Origin of the sequence: Actinoplanes lobatus (assembly GCF_014205215.1) — a bacterium.
Lineage (GTDB): Bacteria > Actinomycetota > Actinomycetes > Mycobacteriales > Micromonosporaceae > Actinoplanes > Actinoplanes lobatus.
Window position 1 is genome coordinate 9,553,698 of the sequence record NZ_JACHNC010000001.1, and the last position, 21,074, is coordinate 9,574,771.

Genomic DNA, 21,074 nt, shown 5'->3' on the forward strand with positions numbered 1-21,074 from the left:
GGCCGGGAGCGGGCAGCCCCGTGCCTGGAAAGCAAAACCGCAACCACCCACCCAGGGCGGCCGGTGCAACGGCCGCGAGCAGACAACCCCGTGCCTGGAAAGCAAAACCGCAACCACCCACCCAGGGCGGCCGGCGCAACGGCCGCGAGCAGACAACCCCGTGCCTGGAAAGCAAAACCGCAACCACCCACCCAGGGCGGCCGGCGCAACGGCCGCGAGCAGACAACCCCGTGCCTGGAAAGCAAAACCGCAACCACCCACCCAGGGCGGCCGGCGCAACGGCCGCAAGCAGGCAACCCCCGGCGCCTGGGAAGCAAGAGCGGGACCACCGCACCGGGCCACCGGCGCTACGGCAGAGGGCAACCCGGCAGCCCGGCCGGCAACACCGCGACCACCCACCCAGCGGGACCGAAAGCAGCGGGTGGCAGGCGCCCGGGCACCGATCTCAGCCCGGCGGGCGCGGCACAGGCCGGAGCGGGCAGCAGGATCGCGCCGACCGGACGGAACGGCCCTGAGAAGGCGGGACGAGGACGCGCGTACAAGAAAAGATCTTGAAGTGGAACGCGGACCTGGACCGCAGAACCCTCACAGGCGGGCGGGCAGTGCCGGGCCGCGGCGGCGGGCGCGCAGGCGTGCGCGCACGGCGGCGGCACGTTCCCGGGCGGGATCGAGCTTGTCGCGCACCGTCAGCCAGGTGCGGGTCGCCCTGATCTCGGGGGTACGGCGGCAGGCGGTCGACACCTGGTAGCCGAACCGGGTCAGCCGGTCCCCGAAGATCGCCTCGCAGCGGTCGATCTCCTCGGCCGTGAGCCGTCGCTGCCAGCTGCTCACCCGGGCCGTGGTGACCTCGGAGCGGGTCAGCGCGTGCCAGGTCTTGTACGCGGGGACGGCCACCGCGGCGAGTTCGGACGGGTGGGCCATCGCCGGGTCGTACTCCTCGCCGAGGAAGTCGCAGATCGCCCGCAGGTGCGGTTCCGGATCGGCGACCAGGTCCTCGTAGCGCAGCTGGTGGTAGACGCCGGCCGGGTAGGCGCGGGCGGCCCGCAGCGAGGAGTCGGCGGACCGCGCCCAGATGTCGATCAGCTCGTCGACGTCGCGCGGCCCCCACGGCGTCTCCTTGAGCGACGCCACGCAGTCCCGGCCGTCGCGCACGATGTTGATGATCTGCGCGTCCGGGAAGAGCCGCCGGATGGCCGGCAGGTGCCGCAGGTAGAGCGGCCGCTTGTCGCCCCAGCGCGGCTTGCCGAACCGTTCGGCGTACAGCTTGAAGACCGTGCCGAGGGCCGAGCCGAGCGTGGGCGGCGCGGCGACGATCGCCTCGACGGTCGCCTGCCGGTCCAGGCCGAGGTCGCCGAAGTGGCTGGTGCCGGTGATGAACTCGGCCAGGGCGCGGCGCCGCGCCGGCTCGCCGAGGTCGCCGAACTCGTGCCGCCGGTGGTAGGCGGGCAGCAGGAAGCGGCTTTCCGGGGGCAGCGCGATCCGCGGGTGCGCGTGCAGCATCAGCTGGAGCATCGTGGTGCCGGAGCGTGGGCAGCCGACGACGAAGATCGGGCGGTCAGACATGGCCTAGACGGTAAGATACGTTATGTCCGTTTTGCAAAGAAGGCCACAGCGGTTGCCGGCGGCCCGTACGTGGCGTAAGCACGAGTCATGATCGGTGACGAACTGTTGCGACACTGCCTCGCCAAGCCGGGCGCCTGGCAGGACGAGCCGTGGGAGGGCGACGTCGTCGCCAAGGTGGGCAAGAAGATCTTCGCGTTCCTGGGCACCGGGGAGGCCGTCGGCGTCAAGTGCGGGCCGAACCGGGACGTCGCCGACGAGTGGCTGGACCGCTACCCCGAGGACGCCTCGGCCAGCGCCTACATCGGCCGCCACGGGTGGAACACGCTACGCGTGGGCGGCGCCATCCCGGACGACGAGATCCTCGAGGCGGTCGACGCGTCCTACGAGACGATCGTCGCCACCCTGCCCAAGAAGGACCGGCCCGCCTGACGCGTACCGTGGGCATCCGGAGGATCTCTCGGGGAGGGTGAATGCCACTCACGCACCACTACGCCACCGTCGTCACCTGGACCGGCAACCGGGGCACCGGCACCAGCGGGTACCGCGACTACGGCCGTGACCACGAGGTCACCGCGGAGGGGCCGCCGCCGATCGCCGGCAGCTCGGACAGGACGTTCCGCGGGGACCCGGAGCGGTGGAACCCGGAGCAGCTGCTGCTGGCCGCGCTGTCCCAGTGCCACATGCTGTCCTACCTGCACGCCTGCGCCGACGCCGGGATCATCGTCACCTCCTATGTGGACCGCGCCTCCGGTGAGATGACCACCCGCGCCGGGTCCGGGCGGTTCACCGAGGCGGTGCTGCGGCCCGAGGTGACCGTGGCGTCGCCGGAGATGGTGGAGACGGCGATCAAGCTGCACGACGACGCGCACCACGCCTGCTTCATCGCGAACTCGGTGAACTTCCCGGTGCGCCACGAGGCGGTGGTGACGGGCGGCTGAACGAAGAACCCCGCCACCGGCGTGGGCCGGTGGCGGGGCCGAGGATCAGGCGAGCTTCTTGGACTTCGTGATGGCGGCGGTGATGGCCTCGATCAGCGGGGCCGAGCCGGCCCACGAGTAGATCGGGACGGCCTGCCACGGGAAGATCTGGTTCGCCTTGACGGCGGGCAGGGCGGCCCAGCCCGGCTTGGACGCCAGGTCGTTGGGCTGCAGGGTGCCGGTACGCGCGTCGAGGAAGATGATGTCGGCGTGGTACTTGTCGGCGTTCTCCCAGCTCAGCGACTCGTAGTAGTCGGCGCCATTGACCTCGGGCATGACCAGGTCGACGCCGAGCTCCTTGAAGTACATGAGGTCGGAGCTGACCGCGGCGCTGGACACGTAGAAGATGTCGGCGGCGCCGGAGCCGAACAGCACCTTGACCCCACCGGCGGCCTTGGCGGCGGCGCTCAGGTCGGCGGCGGCCTTCTCGAAGCGGGCCTTGGCCTCGGTCACCTTCGGCGCGTTGAGGTCGGCGCCCAGCGACTTGGCGAGCTCGGCGTACCGCTCGATCGGCTTGTTCAGCGGGACCCGGCCCACGGTGATGGTGGCGGCCGGGGCGAGCTTGAGGATCTGGTCCTTGCTGGCGTCCGGGATGTACCAGTACGCGCCCGGGTCGAACATGTGCGTGACCAGCAGCTCGGGCTGGAGGGCCGCGTACTTCTCCACGGAGAACTCGCCCCAGGCGTTGCCGATGATCTGGACCTTGTTGATGTCCAGGTCGCCGGCCTGCTCCTCGGCGGTGCCGTCGGCCTTCTTGGTCTCGCCGAAGACGCCGGCGATCCTGTCCTGGAGGCCCAGGTCGACAAGCGCGGCGGCGGTGCCGGTGAAGGCGACGATCTTGCCGGGGGTCTTGTCGGCCTTGTGTTCCTTGGGCTGGTCGTCGGTGAACGCCCACGGGCCGGCGGCGGTGGCGGTGGCGTCCGGTGCCGACCCGGTCTCCTCCTTGCCACCGCAGGCGGCGAGCAGGGCGCCCGCACCGGCGGCGCCACCCGCGGCCAGCAGACCACGACGGGACAAAGAAAGCTGTGAGTACTTCATATTCAAGTCTTTCTGGGGGGACGACCGGCCCTACGACCGAGTGCGATGGTTAGGCTAACCTAACGGACCGAACGCGCGTCAACAGGATCCAGATCACCAGGGCGGGAGAACCACACTGTCCACCATCGACACCCCCGTCGAGCAGGGGTTACGCGCCACGGAGCCGGCCCGTGCCGGGCGCCGCTCCGCCGTACGCCTGTTCGGACTGATCCTGGCCCTGGTGGCGCTCGCCGCGGTCCTGGTCCTCAGTGTCGGGTTCGGCGCCCGCTTCCTCTCCCCCGGCGAGGTGTGGGCCGGCCTAACCGACCCGGCGTCGGAGTACTACCGGATCGTCCACGAGATGCGCCTTCCGCGTACCCTGCTCGGTCTGATGGTCGGCATGGCGCTCGGCCTGGCCGGCGCGATCATGCAGGCCCTGACCCGCAACCCGCTGGCCGATCCGGGCCTGCTCGGCATCAACGCGGGCGCGTCGGCGGCGGTGGCCAGCGCCGCGGTGTTCTTCGGCATCGGCACCTTCTTCGGGTACGTGTGGTTCGCACTCGCCGGCGCCGCGGTCGTCACCGCGCTGGTGTACGCGGTCGGCGGCGGGCGCTCGGCCACCCCGGCCCGGCTCGCGCTGGCCGGGGCCGCGCTCAACGCCACGCTGTACTCCTACGTGAGCGCCACCCTGCTCTCCGACACGCAGGCCATCGACAAGGTGAAGTTCTGGACCGCCGGCTCGCTGGCCAGCGCCGACTTCGAGACCGTCCGGCTGCTGCTGCCGTTCTTCCTGTCCGGCCTGCTGGCCGGACTGCTGGTGGCCCGGCCGCTCAACGCGCTGTCGCTGGGCGACGACGCGGCCCGCGCGCTGGGCGCCAGGCCGGCGGTGATCCGGGTCGCGGTGATCGTCGCGGTCACCCTGCTGTGCGGCAGCGCCACCGCGGCGTGCGGCCCGATCGTCTTCGTGGGGCTTCTCGTCCCGCACCTGGTGCGGCCGATCACCGGACCGGACCTGCGCTGGATGCTGCCCTACACCGCGGTGCTGGCGCCGGTGCTGCTGCTCGGCGCCGACGTGCTCGGCCGGATCCTGGGCAGCCCCGGCGAGCTCCAGGTCGGCACGGTCACCGCGGTCCTCGGCGGTCCCCTGTTCCTCTATCTCGTGCGAGCCGCGAAATGACGCTTGTCGAAGTCAGGAGAAACCCGGGCCGGGTCCGCCCGCGGGCCGTGGTGGTCGGGGTGACCGCCGTGGTCGCCACCGTCGTGGTCAGCGTGTTCAGCCTCGGCACCGGCGACTTCCCGATCGCCCCGGCCGACGTGGTGACGACCCTGTTCGGCGCGGGCAACCCGGCACACGAGTTCATCATCAACGAGCTGCGACTGCCCCGGCTGATCGTCGCGATCCTGGTCGGCGCGGCCCTGGCGGCCGGCGGCGCGGTCTTCCAGTCGCTGGTCCGCAACCCGCTGGGCAGCCCGGACATGCTGGGCGTCACCAACGGCGCGAGCACCGCGGCACTGGTCGTGGTGATCCTCGGCGGCTCCGACCTCCAGCTGTCGATCGCCGCGATCGCCGGCGGGATGGCCGCCACCCTGCTGATCCAGCTGATCGCCGGCCGGGCGCTGCACGGCTTCCGGTTCATCCTGGTCGGCGTCGGCATGGCGGCGATCCTCACCGGCATCAGCGGTTACCTGCTGACCCGCGGGCAGCAGATGGAGAACGCCCGGGCGCTGCTCTGGCTCACCGGCAGCCTGGACGGCCGCTCGTGGACCCAGGCGGTGCCGCTGCTCGTGGTGCTCGGCGCGGTGCTGCCGTTCCTGGTGCTGGCCTGCGGTCCCGGCCTGCGGATCCTGGAGATGGGCGACGACGCGGCGTCGGCGCTCGGGGTGCCGGTTTCGCTGCTGCGCAACGGCGCGCTGCTGGCCGCCGCCCTGCTGGTGTCGTTCGGCGCGGCCGCCGCCGGGCCGGTCGCCTTCGTGGCGCTGATCGCCCCGCACCTGGCCAAGCGGCTCACCCGGGCGCCCGGGCCGAACCTGCTGCCGTCGATCGCGGTCGGGGCGCTGCTGCTCAGCGGCGCCGACTTCATCGCCCAGCACGCTCTCGACGACCGGGTCCTCCCGGTCGGGGTGATCACCGGCCTGGTCGGTGGCGCCTACCTGGTCTGGCTGCTCACCACCGAACGGCGAGCGGGACGGATCTGAGGCGGATATGACGAACACGGCAACTGGAGAGAACATGACCCGTCTCAGCGGCACCGGGATGACACTGGCCTACGACAAGCGGGTCATCGCCGAGGACCTCAGCGTCGAGATCCCGGACGGCTCGTTCACGGTCATCATCGGGCCGAACGCGTGCGGCAAGTCGACCCTGCTGCGGGCGCTGTCCCGGCTGCTCAAGCCGACCACCGGCACCGTGCTGCTGGACGGCAAGGACGTGCACTCGCAGCCCACCCGGACCGTCGCGAAGACGCTCGGCCTGCTCCCCCAGTCGTCGACCGCCCCGGACGGCATCACCGTCGCCGAGCTGGTGGCCCGTGGCCGCTACCCCCACCAGAGCATCCTGCGCCGCTGGTCGGCCGAGGACGAGCGGGTGGTCGAGGAGTCGATGGAGTCCACCGGGGTGGCCGACCTGGCCGACCGCAACGTCGACGAGCTCTCCGGCGGCCAGCGGCAGCGGGTGTGGCTGGCCATGGCGCTGGCCCAGCAGACGCCGCTGCTGCTGCTCGACGAGCCCACCACCTACCTGGACATCGCGCACCAGATCGAGGTGCTGGACCTCTGCGCCGAGCTGCACGAGCGCCAGGGCCGGACGCTCGTCGCCGTCCTGCACGACCTCAACCACGCGGCCCGCTACGCGACCCACCTCATCGCCATGCGCTCCGGCAAGGTGGCCCGTTCCGGACAGCCTGGCGAGGTGCTCACCGCCGAACTGGTCGAGGAGGTGTTCGGGCTGCCCTGCCGGGTGATCGACGACCCGGAGACCGGCACCCCGCTGGTCGTGCCCGCCGCCCGTCGACGTGCCGAAGATCTCTCAACCAACGCGCGAATCTGACGATCGGAGGGGGGTACCCCTATTCCCTCCTCCCCTCGCCGGAGCGTGAACAGATGTCCTCCGAAGCCGCACCCGAGCGTGCGACCAGCAACGCCGCGGTCGGCTGGTTCTCCGACCTCCGCGTCCGCACGAAGATCCTGGCCGCCATGTCGCTGGTGGCGATCTTCGTCACCGCCGCCTGTGTGCTGGCCGTCGCCCGGATGGGGGACATGGACAGCCGCCTCACCGAGGTGCGCTCCACCAACGTCACCAACCTGGCCCTGCTCGGTGAGATCCGGGGCCACCAGGCGATGATCAACCACTACGCGGCCGCCGGGATGGCGGTCGGCTCGGACAAGACCGCGCAGGCCGCCATCGGCGAGCAGCGCGCCGCGACGATCAAGAGTCTCGACGAGACGCTCAAGGCGTACCAGGCGCAGCCCAAGAGCCCGTCCGAGCAGAAGACGCTCGACGAGTTCACCGGCTTCTGGGACGAGTACAGCGGGGCGTGGGCCGACATCATGGCCGGCAAGCCGCCGACGATCGACTTCGACGCCGTCAACAAGGGCATGGAGAGCACCATCGCCCAGCTCGCCGTCGAGACCGCCGCCAGCGCGGACGCCGCGGTGGCCGACGCGCACGACAGCTTCGAGTCGGCCCGGCGCCAGGTGCTGATCGTGCTCGGCGTGGGCCTGCTGCTGAGTGTCGCGCTGTCCGTGATGGCCGCGCGGTCGATCACCCGTCGTCTCACCCCGGTGGCCGAGGCCATGGAGGCGATGGCGGCCGGCGACCTCACCCGTGACGTCCCGGTCGAGGGCAAGGACGAGATCGGCATGATGGCCCGCTCGGTGAACAAGGCGACCGTCTCGGTCCGGGAGACCGTGGCCGCGATGTCCGAGAGCGCCCGGCTGCTGGCCCAGAGCACCAGGGAGCTGTCCCGGGTCAACGACCAGACGGTCGCCGGCTCGGAGGCGGTGTCGGCGGGCGCCGGCTCGGCCACCGGCTCCGCCGACGAGGTGTCGTACAACCTCCAGACGGTCGCTACCGGCGCCGACGAGATGTCCCGGGCCATCCAGGAGATCTCGCAGAGCGCGGTGGCCAGCGCGGGCGTCACGCTGGAGGCGGTGGCGGTGGTCGCCGAGACCACCGAGACGGTCAGCAAGCTGGGCGCCAGCTCGCAGGAGATCGGCGACGTGGTGAAGACGATCACCGCGATCGCGGAGCAGACCAACCTGCTGGCCCTGAACGCGACCATCGAGGCCGCCCGTGCCGGCGAGTCCGGCAAGGGGTTCGCCGTGGTGGCCAGCGAGGTCAAGGACCTGGCCCAGGAGACCGCGAAGGCGACCGAGACCATCTCCGGGCGGGTGCAGGCCATCCAGGCCGACACCGAGAGCGCGGTCGCGGCGATCGTCCGGATCGGCGCGGTCATCGAGCGGATCAACCAGTTCCAGACGACGATCGCGTCGGCCGTCGAGGAGCAGACCGCGACGACCACCGAGATGAACCGCAACGTGGCGACCGCCGCGGCCGGCGCCCGGGAGATCGCCGGCAACATCGGGCAGGTCTCCAGTGCCGCCGAGCAGTCCAAGATGGCCGTCGCGGCGGGTCAGCAGGCGGCTTCCGAGCTGGCCTCGCTCGCCGACGACCTGCACCAGCTGGTCGGCCGGTTCGCCTTCAAGTAAAGATCAAGAGCAGGATGTCGTAGCGGGGCGGTGGTACAGACCGTCGCTCCTGCCGAGGGAAGGGCCGGGCCCAGCATTCGCTGGCCCTGGCCCTTCTACCTGCGTGCGTTTCAGACGACGGCCGGGACCGCGACGCCCAGCTTCTCGGCGGCGACCTGGAGTTCGCTCCAGACCTTGGCGGCGACCGGCACACCGTCGGCGGCCCGCTTCGCGGCGACCGAGGCGCCGCCCTCGCCCGGGTAGCGGATCTCGGTGCCCTCCCCCGCCGGGGTGAGGCCCTTGAGGGTGTCCAGGGTGGACGCCACCGCCGGGCCGAACGCGTCGCCGTCACCGAAGGCGGCCGGGTCGAGCGCCAGGATCAGCGCGTTCTGCCGGTGCACCCGGCCCTGCGGGTCGTCACCGTGGAACGAACTCAGGATCGGCGCACCCACCAGCACACTGGTGAGCAGCTCGAACACCAGCGACATGCCGGCGCCCTTGACCCCGCCGAGCGGCAGCGGCATCTTCGCGAGGTTCGGGTCGGTGGTCGGGGTGCCGTCGGCGGTGGCGGCGGTGCCCGGCGGCAGCTCCTTCCCGGCGTTGCGGAACTGGGCGATCTTGCCGAGCGCGATGCCGGCGGTCGCCATGTCCAGCAGGGCCGGAGCGTGGCCGGGCGCGGGCACCGCGATGGAGAGCGGGCTGGTCGCCACGGCCGCCCCCCGCACCCCCGGGTACGCCATGTTCGGCATGCCGGCCACGAAGGCGATGCCGACCAGCCCGGCCTCGGCGATCCGGGACGTGTAGTAGCCGATCGCTCCGGTGTGGACGGTACGGCGTACGCCGATCGCCCCTATGCCGTTGATCTTGGCCTTTTCCGCCGCGAGATCGGCGGCGGCGGTCAGCGCCACCGGGCCGGGCGCCCGGTCGGCGTCGAGCACGGCGACCGCCGGGCTGGTCGAGCCGACCGACAGCGACGGGTCGCGGTTGGCCTCGCCGGAGTCGAGCAGTTCCAGGTAGCGGGGCACCCGGGAGGCGCCGTGCGAGTCGACGCCACGCAGGCTGGCCCAGGTGAGGACGGCCGAGATGGTGGCCGCGTTCGCGGGGCTGACGCCCGCGGCGGTGAACAGCGAGGTGGTGAAGGTGCCCAGCTCATCGGCGGGGACCAGGACCTTGGGCGCAGGCATGGGTTACTCCTTGCGGCTGGATGCCGGTGCTGTCTCAGCCACGCTGAGACAGCACCGGCGACCAGCCGGGGTCAGCGGGATACACGGATGTTGACGATCGCGGTGGTGCCGCCGCGTACGGCCTTGAGCGCCCGGTCCAGCGCCGGCGCCAGTTCGTCGGCGCGCTCGACGGTCTCCGCGTGCATGGCGAACGGATCGGCGAGGGCGGCGAGGTCCGGCTGGTCGCTGAGGTCGTTGCCGAGGAACTCCCCGGTGTCGACGGCGGCGCCCTGCGGATAGAAGCGCAGGTGGTTCATCTTCATCGACCGGTACTCGTGGTTGTTGAAGACCACGATCAGCAGCGGTAGCCCGTTGGCGCGGGCGGCCTGCAACGACTGGACGATCGGGTTGTAGAGGAACGCCCCGTCGCCGATGGTGAGCACCACCGGCTTGTCCGGCGTGGCCAGTTTCACCCCGAGCGCCACGGCGATGCCCTGCCCGAGCCCGCCCTGCACGTAGAAGTACGAGTCGGGGGTGGCGCGCCGCAGGTGCCGCTGGACGACCCGGCTGTGCGTGATGGTCTCGTCGACGACGACCGAGTCCTCGCCGATCACCTCCCGCAACGTCGCCACGACCTGTACCGGGTCGAGCGTGCCGGCGGTCTTCCACTCCGCCGTCGTGACCGCGGCGCTCTCCATCGACCGGAACGTGGAACCGCTGACCAGCCCCTGCTCCCGGGCCCGGACGGCCAGCTCCCGCAGGGTGGCGGCGACCCCGCCCTCCAGGTAGAAGTCGGCGTTGAGCACCTGGTAGACGACGTGCGGCCGCTGCGGCACCTCGTCGATGACCACGATCTTCGCCCGGGCCGGCCGCCGTGACGGCGGGTAGAACGGGGCCCGGCAGTTGAGCAGCACGATCACGTCGGCGGTGTCGACGAACGGCTCGATCTCGCCGCCGGCGTGCAGTTCGTGGTCGCGCGGGAAGTTGGCGCAGACCGCCGAGCCGGGTTCGACCACCGGGACGGCCATCGCCTCGGCGAACGCGACGAGGGCCGCCATGCCGCCCGCCTCACGCCCGGTCGTCTCGGTGATGATCACCGGGTTCGACGCGCCGGCGAGCAGCTCCAGGACGGCCTGCATGTCCTCGGCGGCGCTGACCGTCGTACCGTGCGCGGCGACCGGTTTGGGGTCGGGCCCGTCCCACGGGTCGAGCAGCACCTCGAGCGGGATGTTCAGGTAGACCGGGCCGGCCGGGGCGCGGGCCGCCATCTCGGCGCCGCGGGTGATCATGGTGGTCAGCGTGTGCACGCTGGCCGCCTGGTTGGACCACTTGGTGAACGGCGCCGCCATCACGTGCGGGCCACCGACCACGGAGAGGTTGCGGTACCACTGGCCGCCCGGGTCGGGGCCCGGCCCGTCACCGTAGGTGATCGACTCCGAGGAGGTCACCACCATCGGCACCCCGGCCAGCAGCGCGCCGTGCACGGCCATCGAGCCCTGGAGCAGACCCGGCCCGGCGTGCAGCAGCACGCCCTGCGCGCGGCGGGTGACCAGCCCGTACCCGGTGGCCATGCCGACCGCGACGGTCTCGTGCGTCAGATCCATGTAGCGGGGGCAGGGCAGCCCGTCGCGGTGCCGGCGGGCCAGCGACTCCCACACCGGGGCCCACTCGGACCCCGGTGAGGAGAAGACGTAGTCCGCCCCGACCGCGTTGAACGCGCTGATGACCGCGTCGCCGCCATCGGTTCGATGCGTCATTTCGAGATCGGCCAATCGAGGACCTCGCAGATGCCGCGACCCATGATGTACTCCAGCTCCTCCGGCGTGAAGTCGAAGTGCTTGGTGAACTGCTCGATGGTCTCCACGTAGCTGAGGCCGTGGCCCAGCAGACGGGTGATGTCGGTGCCCCAGAAGCAGCGCCGCGGGCCCATCTTGTCGACCATCTCACGCACGTACTTCTCGATGTTGAGGTTCGGGAACGGCTGGGTCGAGTAACCCGGCAGGGCCGACACCTTCACGTAGATGTTCGGGTGCTCGTGCAGGTCGGCGGTCTCCTGCACCCAGTAGCCGATGGCGTCGTCCACGCAGCGGGCCATGATGCCCATGTGGTCGATGATGATCTTCAGGCCGGGGTGCCGTCCGGCGATCTTGCCCAGCTCGGCCTTCCAGATCGGGGCGTGCACCATGGTCGGGATGTTCAGTTCCTCGGCCAGCGGCCAGTACCAGTCGTTGGTGCCGTCGATCATCCAGTTCCGGTCGATCGGCCGGTGGAACGTCAGCCGGGTGCCCTTCACGTACGGGTTCTGCGCGAAGTCCCGCAGCATGGCCGCACCCTCGAGAGGCTTGTTCTGCGGAATGCGGGCCATGATGCCGAAGCGGTCCGGGTGGGCCTCGCACGCCTCCAGGGCGTAGTCGATGCGGTCACCCTCCCACGACGGCGGCAGGATCAGCGCCCGGTTGACGCCCGCCTCGTCCATCAGCGCGAGGCACTCCTCGTAGCTGAACGGGTCCTCCCGGTGGCCGTTGAGCCGGATACGCTCGCGAGCTCCCGGCACCCAGGGGCGATCCGGGGTCTCTTCCTTCCAGATGTGCACCTGGGAGTCGACGACGAACATAGGTGTTTCCTTTCGTTCCGGCTGATGCGAAGCCAGCGGGGATGTCCATGAAGCTATTGAGGTTTTCCGCCGCTGCGGAGTCCCTGCCGCGCAATCGGTTGTTGCACGCGGGGAGTGCTCGCCGTCACGTCCCGAAGACGTCGGCGACCACGTGTTCGGCGATCGCCAGCGACGACGTCGCGGCAGGTGACGGCGCGTTTCGTACGGCCGTGACGGGCCCCGTCCGGTGGATGCGGAAGTCGTCGACGAGGCCGCCGTCGCGGTCCAGCGCCTGGGCGCGCACCCCGGCGCCGGCCCGTACCACGTCGGCCGCCCCGATCTCCGGGACGTAGCGCATGGCCTCGGCCATGTACCGCTTCTTGGACAGCGATCCGCGCACCTCCTTGATCCCGGTACGCCAGTGCTGCCGCGCCATGTGCCAGGTGCCCGGCCAGGCCGCGATGCCGGCCAGGTCGGGGATCGAGAGGCTGGTGCGCCGGTAGCCCTCCCGGGCGGTCGCCAGGACCGCGTTCGGGCCGACCTCGACGACCCCGGTCACCCGCCGGGTGAAGTGCACGCCGAGGAACGGGTACCGCGGGTCCGGAACCGGGTAGATCATGCCGCGGACCAGGTCCGCCTTCTCCTCGCGGACCCGCATGTACTCGCCGCGGAACGGGATGATCCGTGGTTCGGCGACGTCGCCGGCCAGCCGGGACACCTGGTCGGTGTGGATGCCGGCGCAGACGATCACCTGGTCGACGGTGACGGCCCGGTCGCCCGCGACGATCCGGATCCGGCCGGGCTCCCGGCGGATCGCGGTCACCGCGAAGTTGAGCACGACCTCGCCGCCGGCCGCCTCGATGTCCTCGGCGAACGCCTTCGCGACGCCGGGGAAGTCGGTGATCGCCGTCTCCGGTGAGTGCAGCGCGGCCAGGCCGGCGGCATGCGGTTCGATCTCGCGGATCCCGGCCGGATCGACCCTCCGCAGACCGGGTACGCCGTTCTCCCTCGCCCGCCTCTCCAGGTCGTCCAGTCGCCCCAGCTCGTCCTCGCGGACCGCCACGACCAGCTTGCCGCACTCGTCGTACGCGATCCCCCGGTCCGCGCAGTACTCCCGCAGCAGCAGCCGCCCCCGGGTGCACAGTTCCGCTTTCAGGCTGCCCGGCGTGTAGTAGATGCCGGCGTGCACCACCCCGGAGTTGTGGCCGGTCTGGTGCCGGGCCACCTCGTCCTCCTTGTCGACGACCACGACCCGGGTGCCCGGCCGTCGTAGCGCGATCTCCCGGCCGATCGCCAGCCCGACGATGCCGGCCCCGATGATTCCGATGGTCTCGTCCGCCATGTGTGCGGCCTCTCTGGTACGGCCACTTCAGATTCCGAAGTGGATGGCGAAGGTCTTGACCCTGGTATAGAACCGCAGCGCCTCCACGCCCTGCTCCTTGAAGGGCGATCCGGAGTCACGGAACCCGCCGAACGGCATGTGCACGTCCCATCCGGACGTGGTGGTGTTCACGGCGATCTGTCCGCAGTCGGCCTCGGCCAGGAACCGGTGCGCGGCGGCGAGGCTGTCGGTGAAGACGGCGGCGGCCAGGCCGTACCGGGTGTCGTTGACCGCGGCGATCGCCTCGTCCAGGCCGTCGACGGTGCGGACCACCAGGACCGGGCCGAAGACCTCGTCGCGCCACACGTCCATGTCCGGGGTGACGCCGGTCAGGATGGCCGGGGTCACGTAGCAGCCGGTCCCGGGCAGTTCCTCGCCGCCCAGTTCGACGTGGGCGCCCTGCTCGACCGCGGTGGCGATGTCGCGCAGCACGCTGTCCCGGTGCGCCGGGCTGACCAGCGGGCCGACGTCGGTGCCCCCGGCCCTCCCCGGGCCGACCCGCAGCGCCGCGACCTTCTCCCGCAGCAGCGCCGTGAACTCGCCGGACACGGCCCGGTCGACCAGCAGCCGGCTGGTCGCCGTGCAGCGCTGCCCGGCCTGGCCGAAGGACGCCGCGACGACCGCGGCGGCCGCCTTCGGAAGGTTCGCGCCGGCCAGCACCACGGACGCGTTCTTGCCGCCCAGCTCGGACTGGAACCGGACGCCGCACGCCGCGAGCCGCACCCGCAGCGCCTCCCCGACGTCGTTGCCGCCGGTGAAGGTGACCGCCGCGATCCGCGGGTCGTCGAGCAGCGCGCCGGAGATCTCCGCGGTGCGGCCGGTGACCACGCTGAGCACACCGGCCGGCAGGCCCGCGTCGTCCAGGGCCCGGGCCAGGTGCAGCGCCGAGGTGGGCGTCTCGCTCGCCGGCTTGAGCACCACGGCGTTGCCGGCGGCCAGGGCGGGCGCCAGCTTGCGGGCCGGGGTGATCATCGGGTCGTTCCACGGTGCGATCGCCAGGACCACGCCGAGCGGCTCGCGCTGGAAGCCGGTACGGGTGTCCGGCCGCGCGTCGTGGATCAGGGAGCCGTAGTCCTGCCGCCCGACGGCCGCGTAGTACTCGAAGAAGTCGGCGGCCTTCTCGGCCTCGATCCGGGCCTCGGCGAGGGTCTTGCCGTTCTCGGTGACGATGGCGTCGGCGATCTCGGCGTTGCGGACCCGCAGCAGCACCGCGGCCTTCGCGAGGATCCTGGACCGATCGATCGCGGACATCGCCCGCCAGACGGCGAAACCGGCCCGGGCCGCGCCGTAGATCTCGGTGACCTGCTCGGCGGTGAGCGCCGGAACCCGGACGAAGGGCTCCCGGACGTCGGCCGGGTCGTACACGTCGACCCAGCTCTCGCCGCCCACCCAGCGTCCGCCGGCCAGGGTCTCCATGGTGCGAACGGACATCACTGCTCCTCAAGAGATCGCTTCGGTATCGCGAATGCTAAGAAGCCCGGAATGCGCCGACCATGCGCTGCGGAGGAAGCATTGATTGCGCCTGGCGCACCCATTTCCCTGATGAGATGCGAAGCCGAAAGACCGCCCGCGAAGCAAGGGAGAAATCGTGGCCTACGCCGTCATCGCCCACTACCGGTGTGCTCCGGAGGACGTGGCCCTCGTCCGGGAATCGTTGCTGACGATGCGTGAACACACCCGAGCCGAGCCCGGGAACCTGGACTACGTGGTGCACACCGACGCCGAGGACCCGAACGCGTTCCTCCTGTACGAGGTCTACGCCGACCGGGCCGGATTCGACGCGCACGCGGCCAGCGGCCACTTCGCCGAGCACATCATCGGCGTGATCCGCCCCCGCCTGCTGGACCGCCGGGTCACCTTCGCCGAAGTCCTGTGAACGACCGAGGGGCCGGCGCGCGGCCGGCCCCTCGACAACCGGCTCAGAGCTCGTTGCCCCAGCACATGCGGGCGAACGTCTCGACGTGGATCAGCTTGCGCCACTGGTCCTCGACGCCGATCAGCGGCTGTCCCGCGACGTCGGCGAACCCGGCGCTCGGGCTGATCGCCACGTCCTCGATGTCGCGGATCGAGGCGACCACGTCCATCCGGTCCATCACCGTGCCGACGTCCTCCAGCTCCGGCACCCGAGGGTCGACGATGCCGAGGCAGACGTCCCGCTCGGTGGGGACGACGCGCAGCAGCTCGGTCTCGGCCGGGGCGCCGGTGTCGTACGGCAGGATCCACCGGTCCACCGGCACCGCCGCGAACAGGCGCTCGGCGGCCGCCGTGTCCAGGCCGTCACCGACCCGGGTGAGCGGGCACAGGCCGATCCGCACGTCGAACGGCTTGTCGGCCACCGCCACGGCGAGGGCGTCCACGGCGACGGCGTCGTCGAAGCCGAGCACGCCGCCGCTGGTGTAGAGGCTCTTCCCGTACCCGTGATTGTCGATCTGGATGAGCCGCACGCCGCGCGAGATGACCGCCTCGATCTCCTCGCGCAGCAGAAGGGCGAGGGCTTCGCCCAGCTCGCGGGCGCTGGCCCAGGGACCGCCGGGGCGGAAGGTCCGCGCCGCGATCCAGGCCGGCGAGGGCAGCGTGGCCTTCGCCGGGATCTGGGTCTGCGCGGCGATCGCGGCCGTGTCGTCGGCGACCAGCGACCGCTCGGCCTTCAGTTGCCCGTCCTCGAAGCCGTGCACCGCGCCGGTGATAACGCTGGCCAGGTCGGCGCGCCGGAAGTGACCGTCGGTGACCACGGTCAGGCTGAGCCTGCGCTGTTTGCGGACCGTCTCGGCGATGGCCGCGTCCTCGACGGCCCGCAGGTTCGGGTCGTCGGCGGCGCGGGCGGCGAGCACCTCGGGCGGCCGGACCAGGCTGCCGTGGTGGTCGATCCGGAACTTGAAGGTGTCAGCCACGCTTCTTCCCCCATGCCGCGAAGACCAGCTCGTAGCCGAGCTCGGTCAGGACCTCTTCACAGGCCTGCTGGTCCTCGGCGGGTGTGCCGCCGGAGACGCCCAGGCCGCCCAGGATCTCGCCGTCCCGTTTGATCGTGACGCCGCCCTCGGTGGCCACGATCGGGTGCGCCGCCATCGTCGACAGCTGGGCGAAGAAGCCCGGGTTGCTCTGCGCCCAGTCGTAGAGCATGTTCGTCGGGCGCTCCATGATCGCCGCGCTGTACGCCTTGGCGATCGCGATGCTCGGGGTCAGCGCGCGGGCGCCGTCCGAGCGTTTCACCGAGATGAGATGCCCGCCGGCGTCGACGACCGCGACGCTGAGCGCCTTGCCCAGGTGCTCGCCACGCTTCAGTGTCCCGGCGAGGATCTCCTCGGCCTCGGCAAGGGTGAGTTTCACAGTGACTCCCGGATCGACGCCACGGCCGCGTTGTAGAGGTCGGGCGACTCCCAGTACATCGAGTGCGGGGCGCCCGGGACGACCGACAGGTGCGAGCCCTTGACCAGCTCATGCGCACGGCGCACGGTGGCGACGCTGAGCACCGCGTCGGTCTCGCCGGCCAGGAACCAGACCTGGAGGCCGGAGGCCACGATCTCGTCGATGGTGGGCCCGTTCACCGACAGGTTGCGCAGGTCGGCCATCTTGGCGACGTTGAACGTGCCCATCTGCTGGAAGAGGAACGTCCTGGCCGGCTCCTCCTGCTGGAACCGCCGGGAGAGCAGCCGGTCCAGGACGGGCAGCTTGACCGCCTCGGCCCGGTCCGCGTCGACCAGCGGGGACAGCTCCGGGTGGGCGAGGCCGCCGAGCGAGTGGCCGAGCGCGACCCCGGCGACCCGGTCCGGGCGTTGCAGGCCGGCCCGCAGGGCGGCGACCGCGCCGATCGACTGGCCGACCAGCAGGACGTCGCGCAGGTCCTCGGACTCCAGCACGGCGATCAGGTCGCCGGGGAAGTCCTGGCCGTCGAACTCGGGCATCGACGAGTCGGATCTGCCGAAGCCACGCAGGTCGACGGTGACGACCGTGAACCGGTCACGCAGCGCGGCGACCTGCTGCCACCAGGCGGCGTGATGCCCGCCGGAGCCGTGCACGAAGAGGATCGCCGGGCCGTCGCCGTGCCGCTCGTAGTAGATGTTCGCGCCGTCGGGGGCAGTGGCGAAGGGCATCAGGCGGGCCGCTTTCCGTGAAAGACGATCTCGATCATGGTGTGGTCCGGGTCGTGGATGTAGCAGAACTTCGACTGGTTCTCCGGGCGCTCGATCGGCCGGGTGTGCCGGATGCCCAGGTCGGTGAGGTGCTTGAGGAAGCCGTCCCAGTCCTCCACCTCGATGGCGAAGTGGTAGGGCGCCATCCGGTCCATCTCCTCGACCGGGGTGAAGTGCAGGTCGAAGTTGCCGCGGGTCATCAGCACGACCTTGGTGTTGCTCTTCGGCGTGATCGCCTTGAGCCCGAAGACCTTGGCGTACCACTCCTTGGTGCGCTCCGGATCGGTGGTCGGGAAGTTCACATGGTGGATGTACTTCGGGGCGTTACTCATGGGGGTGCCTTTCTGCCTGGACGGGATTCGACAGCACACCGATGCCGGTGATCTCGATGTCCACGGTGGATCCCGGTTCCAGCTGGACGGTGCTGTCGGCGCCCATCCAGAGCACGTCGCCGGGGTGCATGGTGATGTATTTCGTGGTCTCGACGATGTGGTCGTACGGGTCGAAGACCATGGCGCCGGTCGCGAACTTCGCCCTGACCTGCCCGTCGACACGGACCGTGGTGGTCTGGGCCAGCGGGTCGACGTCGGTCTCGATCCACGGGCCCATCGGTTTGAAGGTGTCGCTGTTCTTGCTGCGCCAGAGGGTGCGGTCGGCGTTCTGCCACTCGCGGGCGCTGACGTCGTTGCCGATGGTCCAGCCGAAGATCGACTCCTGCGCCTCGGCCCGGGTCGCGTTGCGCAGCGTGCGCCCGATGACGGCCACCACCTCGCCCTCGGCCTCGAACCGCCCGGTCACCCCGGCGGGCCGAATGATCGGCTGGTGATGGCCGGTCAGCGCGTTGTTGGCCCGGTAGCCGACCTCCGGGCGCTCCGGGAGCCTCGCCACCGCGTACCCCATCGCCCTGGCATGTTCGATGTGGTCGCGATAGTTGAGGCCGACCGCGTAGAAGACGCCCGGGACCACCGGTGGCAGAAGATCAAGACCTTCGAGGGGTACGCGATCAGCAGTCCGTTTCGGCCTTCCGTGAAGTGGTGAACCGTCGAGGACGTGGGCGATCCCGTCGGCGATCTCGGCGAAGACCGGCCGGCCGCCGAGGCTGATCCGTGCGTACCGCATCAGTCGACCAGCAGGTGCGAGACGCGCTTGGTGATCAGGTACGCCTCGACACCCTCGGGGCCGCCCTCCCGGCCGTACCCGGACTGCTTCACCCCGCCGGACGGGGCCTCGTGCACCGACCCGCCACAGTGGTTGATCGACAGGATGCCCGCCTCGAAGCCGGTGGTCAGCCTCTCCGCCGTCTTCGAGGACCGGGTGAAACCGTAGGCGGCCAGGCCGTACGGGAGCGAGTTGGCGATCCGCAGAGCCTCGTCCAGGTCGCTGAACGCCACGATCGGGGCGATCGGGCCGAACGGCTCCTCCACCATGATTCGCGCGTCCTCGGGAACGTCGACCAGAACCGTGGGAGGGAAGAAGTAGCCCGGCCGGTCCAGCCGCTCGCCGCCGGTTCTGATGACGGCGCCGCGGCTGACCGCGTCGGCGACCAGCTCCTCCATCGCCTTGAGCCGGCGCTCGTTGGCGAGCGGGCCCATCGTGACGCCCTCGTGCAGGCCGTCGCCGACCACGACCCGTTCGGCCGCCGCGGTGAACTCCGCGACGAACGTGTCGTAGAGCGACTCGTGCACCAGGAACCGGCTCGGCGACGTGCACACCTGCCCGGCGTTGACGAACTTCGCGAAGGCGGCCTTGCGGGCGGCCCGCACCGGGTCGGCGTCGGCGGCCACGATGACCGGGGCGTGCCCGCCGAGCTCCATGAGCGACGGCTTCATCTCGGCGCCGGCCTGCGCGGCGAGCAGCTTGCCGACCGGGATCGAGCCGGTGAACGCGACCAGCCGGATGTCCGGGGACGCGATCAGGTGCTTCGACACCTCGGCCGGCTCGCCGAAGACCAGGTTGAGCGTGCCGGCCGGCAGCCCGGCCTCGGCGAAGCACCGCACGATCTCGGAAGCCGTGCCGGGGGTCTCCTCGGAGGCCTTGATGACGATCGAGCAGCCGGCCGACAGGGCGCCGGCCATCTTGCGCATCGGCGACCCGGCCGGGAAGTTCCACGGGGTGAACGCGGCGACCGGGCCGACCGGCTCGTGCCGCACCGACAGGACGGTGTCGCCGGCCGACGGGATGATCCGCCCGTACGCCCGGCGGGCGTCCTCGGCGTCCCAGCGCAGCGCGCCGGCCACCCGCAGCACCTCGTTGCGGGCCTCGGGACGTGGCTTGCCCTGTTCCAGGGTCATTATCTCGGCGACCCGGTCGGCCCGTGCGGCGAGCAGGTCGGCGGCCTTCAGCAGGATCCGGGTGCGGTCGGCGACCGGGGTGTCCCGCCAGACCTTTCCACCTCGGACGGCGGCCGCGATCGCCCGGTCCAGATCCTCTACACCGGCCAGGGGCAGGTGGGCGAGGATCTCCTCGGTGGCCGGGTTGATCACCGGGACGCCTGCGCGGTCGGCGATCCACTCGCCGTCGATGTACAGCGACAAATCCGGATAAGTCATTACTCGCCTCGATCCCGGTTGGTGCGGAGAGTCCAGATGTGGTGCGGCGGGGTGGTCTCGTGCACCCGGGTGCCGTAGGAGCCGTCGATCCGGTCCATGTCCGCGGCCAGTTCGACGCGGCCGCCGCAGGGGGCGTGCACGAACCGGAAGACGTTCGACCCGACGGTGTGCCGGCCCAGCTTGCGGGCCTCCTGCCAGCCACGTTCGATCATGTGGTTGCCGCCCTCGATGACGTCGTCGAAGCCGTTCACCTCGTACGAGACGTGGTTGACGCCGGCGGAGTCCGGGCGGTGGCAGAGCAGGAAGTTGTGCTGGTCGGCGTCGCCCTCGACCCGCATGAACACGCCCATCGGCTTGACCACGTCGGTCGGGATGAACTCGAGCAGGCCGGTGTAGAACGCCACCGCCTCCTCGCGGCCCTCCTTGGGGATGTTCAGCGCGACGTGGCACATCCGGATCGGCCGGACCTGGCCGACCGAGTCGAGTGCCTCATTGACCCGTACGATATATCCGGATTTGTTTGATTTGCGCGGCGCGTCATGCTCGCTTTCATAAGAAGACGCGAGGGTGAGACCGACGCCGAAGCCGGTCCGGTCCACGGTGTGCAGCACGCCGTCCGGCGTCTGCCGGTCCGCCCCGGCCCGCCCGGCCAGGCGCTCCAGCTCCGCGGGGGTGTCGACGCCCCAGACGATCTCGCGGAGGGTGGGCCCGTCCTCGACCGGCGGCGGCAGATCCGGGCGCCCGGTCGTGTCCAGGATCAGGGTCTGCTTGATGCGGGTCTCGAAGACCGCGCGTGTCTCGTCACGCGACACCGGGGTGAGCCCGAAATCCGTGAAGAAGCGAACGTTCGTGTCGAGATCGTCGACGGTGTATGTCACCGACTCGATGCGCTGGATTCCCACCGTCGCGCCTGCCTTTCTCGTTTCGCGGTCAGCCTAGGAGCGATTTCGGCCGTTAAGACCTGGTGATTCCGCAACCCTTCATTGCACGCTGAGACTTGTTCGCGACCGACCTC

The 21,074-nt window shown here is 70.9% G+C and carries 21 protein-coding genes; 7 read left to right on the forward strand and 14 right to left on the reverse strand.

Annotation, left to right across the window (positions count from 1 at the left end; genetic code table 11):
• Positions 1–585 precede the first annotated feature (585 nt).
• The gene (locus BJ964_RS43425) at positions 586–1,563 is read right to left on the reverse strand and encodes a sulfotransferase family protein (RefSeq protein WP_188126096.1); all 978 of its coding nucleotides are present in this window, start codon (positions 1,561–1,563) and stop codon (positions 586–588) included.
• An 87-nt stretch (positions 1,564–1,650) separates the two neighbouring features.
• On the opposite strand from BJ964_RS43425, the gene BJ964_RS43430 reads away from it, so the two are divergent.
• Together BJ964_RS43430 and BJ964_RS43435 are read left to right on the forward strand one after the other, a co-directional pair.
• Entirely contained in the window at positions 1,651–1,992 is a 342-nt protein-coding gene (locus BJ964_RS43430) for an MmcQ/YjbR family DNA-binding protein (protein ID WP_188126097.1), read from the forward strand.
• Positions 1,993–2,033: 41 nt separating this feature from the next.
• A complete protein-coding gene (locus BJ964_RS43435) occupies positions 2,034–2,501 on the forward strand; it encodes an OsmC family protein (RefSeq protein ID WP_188126098.1) in 468 nt (155 codons plus the stop codon).
• 45 nt (positions 2,502–2,546) lie between these two features.
• On the opposite strand, the gene BJ964_RS43440 is transcribed toward BJ964_RS43435, so the two are convergent.
• On the reverse strand, positions 2,547–3,578 hold the full coding sequence (locus BJ964_RS43440) for an ABC transporter substrate-binding protein (protein ID WP_188126099.1): 1,032 nt from the start codon (positions 3,576–3,578) through the stop codon (positions 2,547–2,549).
• Between the two features lie 217 nt (positions 3,579–3,795).
• On the opposite strand from BJ964_RS43440, the gene BJ964_RS43445 reads away from it, so the two are divergent.
• Genes BJ964_RS43445 through BJ964_RS43460 form a run of 4 tightly spaced genes read left to right on the forward strand, consistent with a single transcriptional unit; the run spans position 3,796 to position 8,264 of the window.
• Positions 3,796–4,734 carry a FecCD family ABC transporter permease gene (locus tag BJ964_RS43445; RefSeq protein ID WP_203832666.1) on the forward strand — a complete coding sequence of 313 codons (939 nt, stop codon included), beginning with the start codon at positions 3,796–3,798 and terminating at the stop codon, positions 4,732–4,734.
• Entirely contained in the window at positions 4,731–5,753 is a 1,023-nt protein-coding gene (locus tag BJ964_RS43450; protein WP_188126101.1) for a FecCD family ABC transporter permease, read from the forward strand. The genes BJ964_RS43445 and BJ964_RS43450 overlap by 4 nt, the downstream gene beginning before the upstream one ends.
• Before the next feature lie 7 nt (positions 5,754–5,760).
• On the forward strand, positions 5,761–6,603 hold the full coding sequence (locus tag BJ964_RS43455; RefSeq protein WP_407650825.1) for an ABC transporter ATP-binding protein: 843 nt from the start codon (positions 5,761–5,763) through the stop codon (positions 6,601–6,603).
• Between the two features lie 53 nt (positions 6,604–6,656).
• Positions 6,657–8,264, forward strand: coding sequence for a methyl-accepting chemotaxis protein (locus BJ964_RS43460; protein ID WP_188126103.1), 1,608 nt, complete (start codon positions 6,657–6,659; stop codon positions 8,262–8,264).
• Positions 8,265–8,374: 110 nt separating this feature from the next.
• Here the strand turns inward: BJ964_RS43460 and BJ964_RS43465 are convergent, their stop codons facing one another.
• The 5 genes from BJ964_RS43465 to BJ964_RS43485 form a co-directional block, all read right to left on the reverse strand.
• Positions 8,375–9,427, reverse strand: coding sequence for an Ldh family oxidoreductase (locus BJ964_RS43465; RefSeq protein WP_188126104.1), 1,053 nt, complete (start codon positions 9,425–9,427; stop codon positions 8,375–8,377).
• Positions 9,428–9,498: 71 nt separating this feature from the next.
• Positions 9,499–11,163 carry a thiamine pyrophosphate-dependent enzyme gene (locus tag BJ964_RS43470; protein WP_188126105.1) on the reverse strand — a complete coding sequence of 555 codons (1,665 nt, stop codon included), beginning with the start codon at positions 11,161–11,163 and terminating at the stop codon, positions 9,499–9,501.
• Positions 11,160–12,020: an amidohydrolase family protein gene (locus tag BJ964_RS43475; RefSeq protein WP_188126106.1), complete on the reverse strand. Its 861-nt coding sequence runs from the start codon at positions 12,018–12,020 to the stop codon at positions 11,160–11,162. The genes BJ964_RS43470 and BJ964_RS43475 overlap by 4 nt, the downstream gene beginning before the upstream one ends.
• A 124-nt stretch (positions 12,021–12,144) precedes the next feature.
• Positions 12,145–13,341, reverse strand: coding sequence for an L-2-hydroxyglutarate oxidase (gene lhgO, locus BJ964_RS43480; protein ID WP_188126107.1), 1,197 nt, complete (start codon positions 13,339–13,341; stop codon positions 12,145–12,147).
• A 27-nt stretch (positions 13,342–13,368) separates the two neighbouring features.
• On the reverse strand, positions 13,369–14,811 hold the full coding sequence (locus BJ964_RS43485) for an aldehyde dehydrogenase family protein (RefSeq protein ID WP_229806813.1): 1,443 nt from the start codon (positions 14,809–14,811) through the stop codon (positions 13,369–13,371).
• A gap of 157 nt (positions 14,812–14,968) precedes the next feature.
• Between BJ964_RS43485 and BJ964_RS43490 the strand changes: the two genes are divergently transcribed.
• Entirely contained in the window at positions 14,969–15,256 is a 288-nt protein-coding gene (locus tag BJ964_RS43490; RefSeq protein ID WP_188126108.1) for a putative quinol monooxygenase, read from the forward strand.
• Between the two features lie 43 nt (positions 15,257–15,299).
• Here BJ964_RS43490 and BJ964_RS43495 read toward each other — a convergent pair whose 3' ends face one another.
• Genes BJ964_RS43495 through BJ964_RS49410 form a run of 7 tightly spaced genes read right to left on the reverse strand, consistent with a single transcriptional unit; the run spans position 15,300 to position 20,961 of the window.
• Complete coding sequence (locus BJ964_RS43495) at positions 15,300–16,271, reverse strand: uroporphyrinogen decarboxylase/cobalamine-independent methonine synthase family protein (protein WP_188126109.1); 972 nt, start codon at positions 16,269–16,271, stop codon at positions 15,300–15,302.
• Entirely contained in the window at positions 16,264–16,707 is a 444-nt protein-coding gene (locus BJ964_RS43500; RefSeq protein WP_188126110.1) for a GlcG/HbpS family heme-binding protein, read from the reverse strand. Before BJ964_RS43500 ends, BJ964_RS43495 begins: the two co-directional genes overlap by 8 nt.
• Entirely contained in the window at positions 16,704–17,471 is a 768-nt protein-coding gene (locus tag BJ964_RS43505; protein ID WP_188126111.1) for an alpha/beta fold hydrolase, read from the reverse strand. The genes BJ964_RS43500 and BJ964_RS43505 overlap by 4 nt, the downstream gene beginning before the upstream one ends.
• Positions 17,471–17,842 (reverse strand): VOC family protein, encoded by a 372-nt coding sequence (locus tag BJ964_RS43510; protein WP_188126112.1) that lies wholly within the window; start codon positions 17,840–17,842, stop codon positions 17,471–17,473. Before BJ964_RS43510 ends, BJ964_RS43505 begins: the two co-directional genes overlap by 1 nt.
• Positions 17,835–18,629 (reverse strand): fumarylacetoacetate hydrolase family protein, encoded by a 795-nt coding sequence (locus tag BJ964_RS43515; protein ID WP_188126113.1) that lies wholly within the window; start codon positions 18,627–18,629, stop codon positions 17,835–17,837. The genes BJ964_RS43510 and BJ964_RS43515 overlap by 8 nt, the downstream gene beginning before the upstream one ends.
• Positions 18,629–20,059, reverse strand: a complete 1,431-nt coding sequence (locus BJ964_RS43520; protein WP_188126114.1) for an NAD-dependent succinate-semialdehyde dehydrogenase — start codon at positions 20,057–20,059, stop codon at positions 18,629–18,631. The genes BJ964_RS43515 and BJ964_RS43520 overlap by 1 nt, the downstream gene beginning before the upstream one ends.
• A complete protein-coding gene (locus BJ964_RS49410; protein ID WP_188126115.1) occupies positions 20,059–20,961 on the reverse strand; it encodes a VOC family protein in 903 nt (300 codons plus the stop codon). The genes BJ964_RS43520 and BJ964_RS49410 overlap by 1 nt, the downstream gene beginning before the upstream one ends.
• Positions 20,962–21,074: the final 113 nt, after the last annotated feature.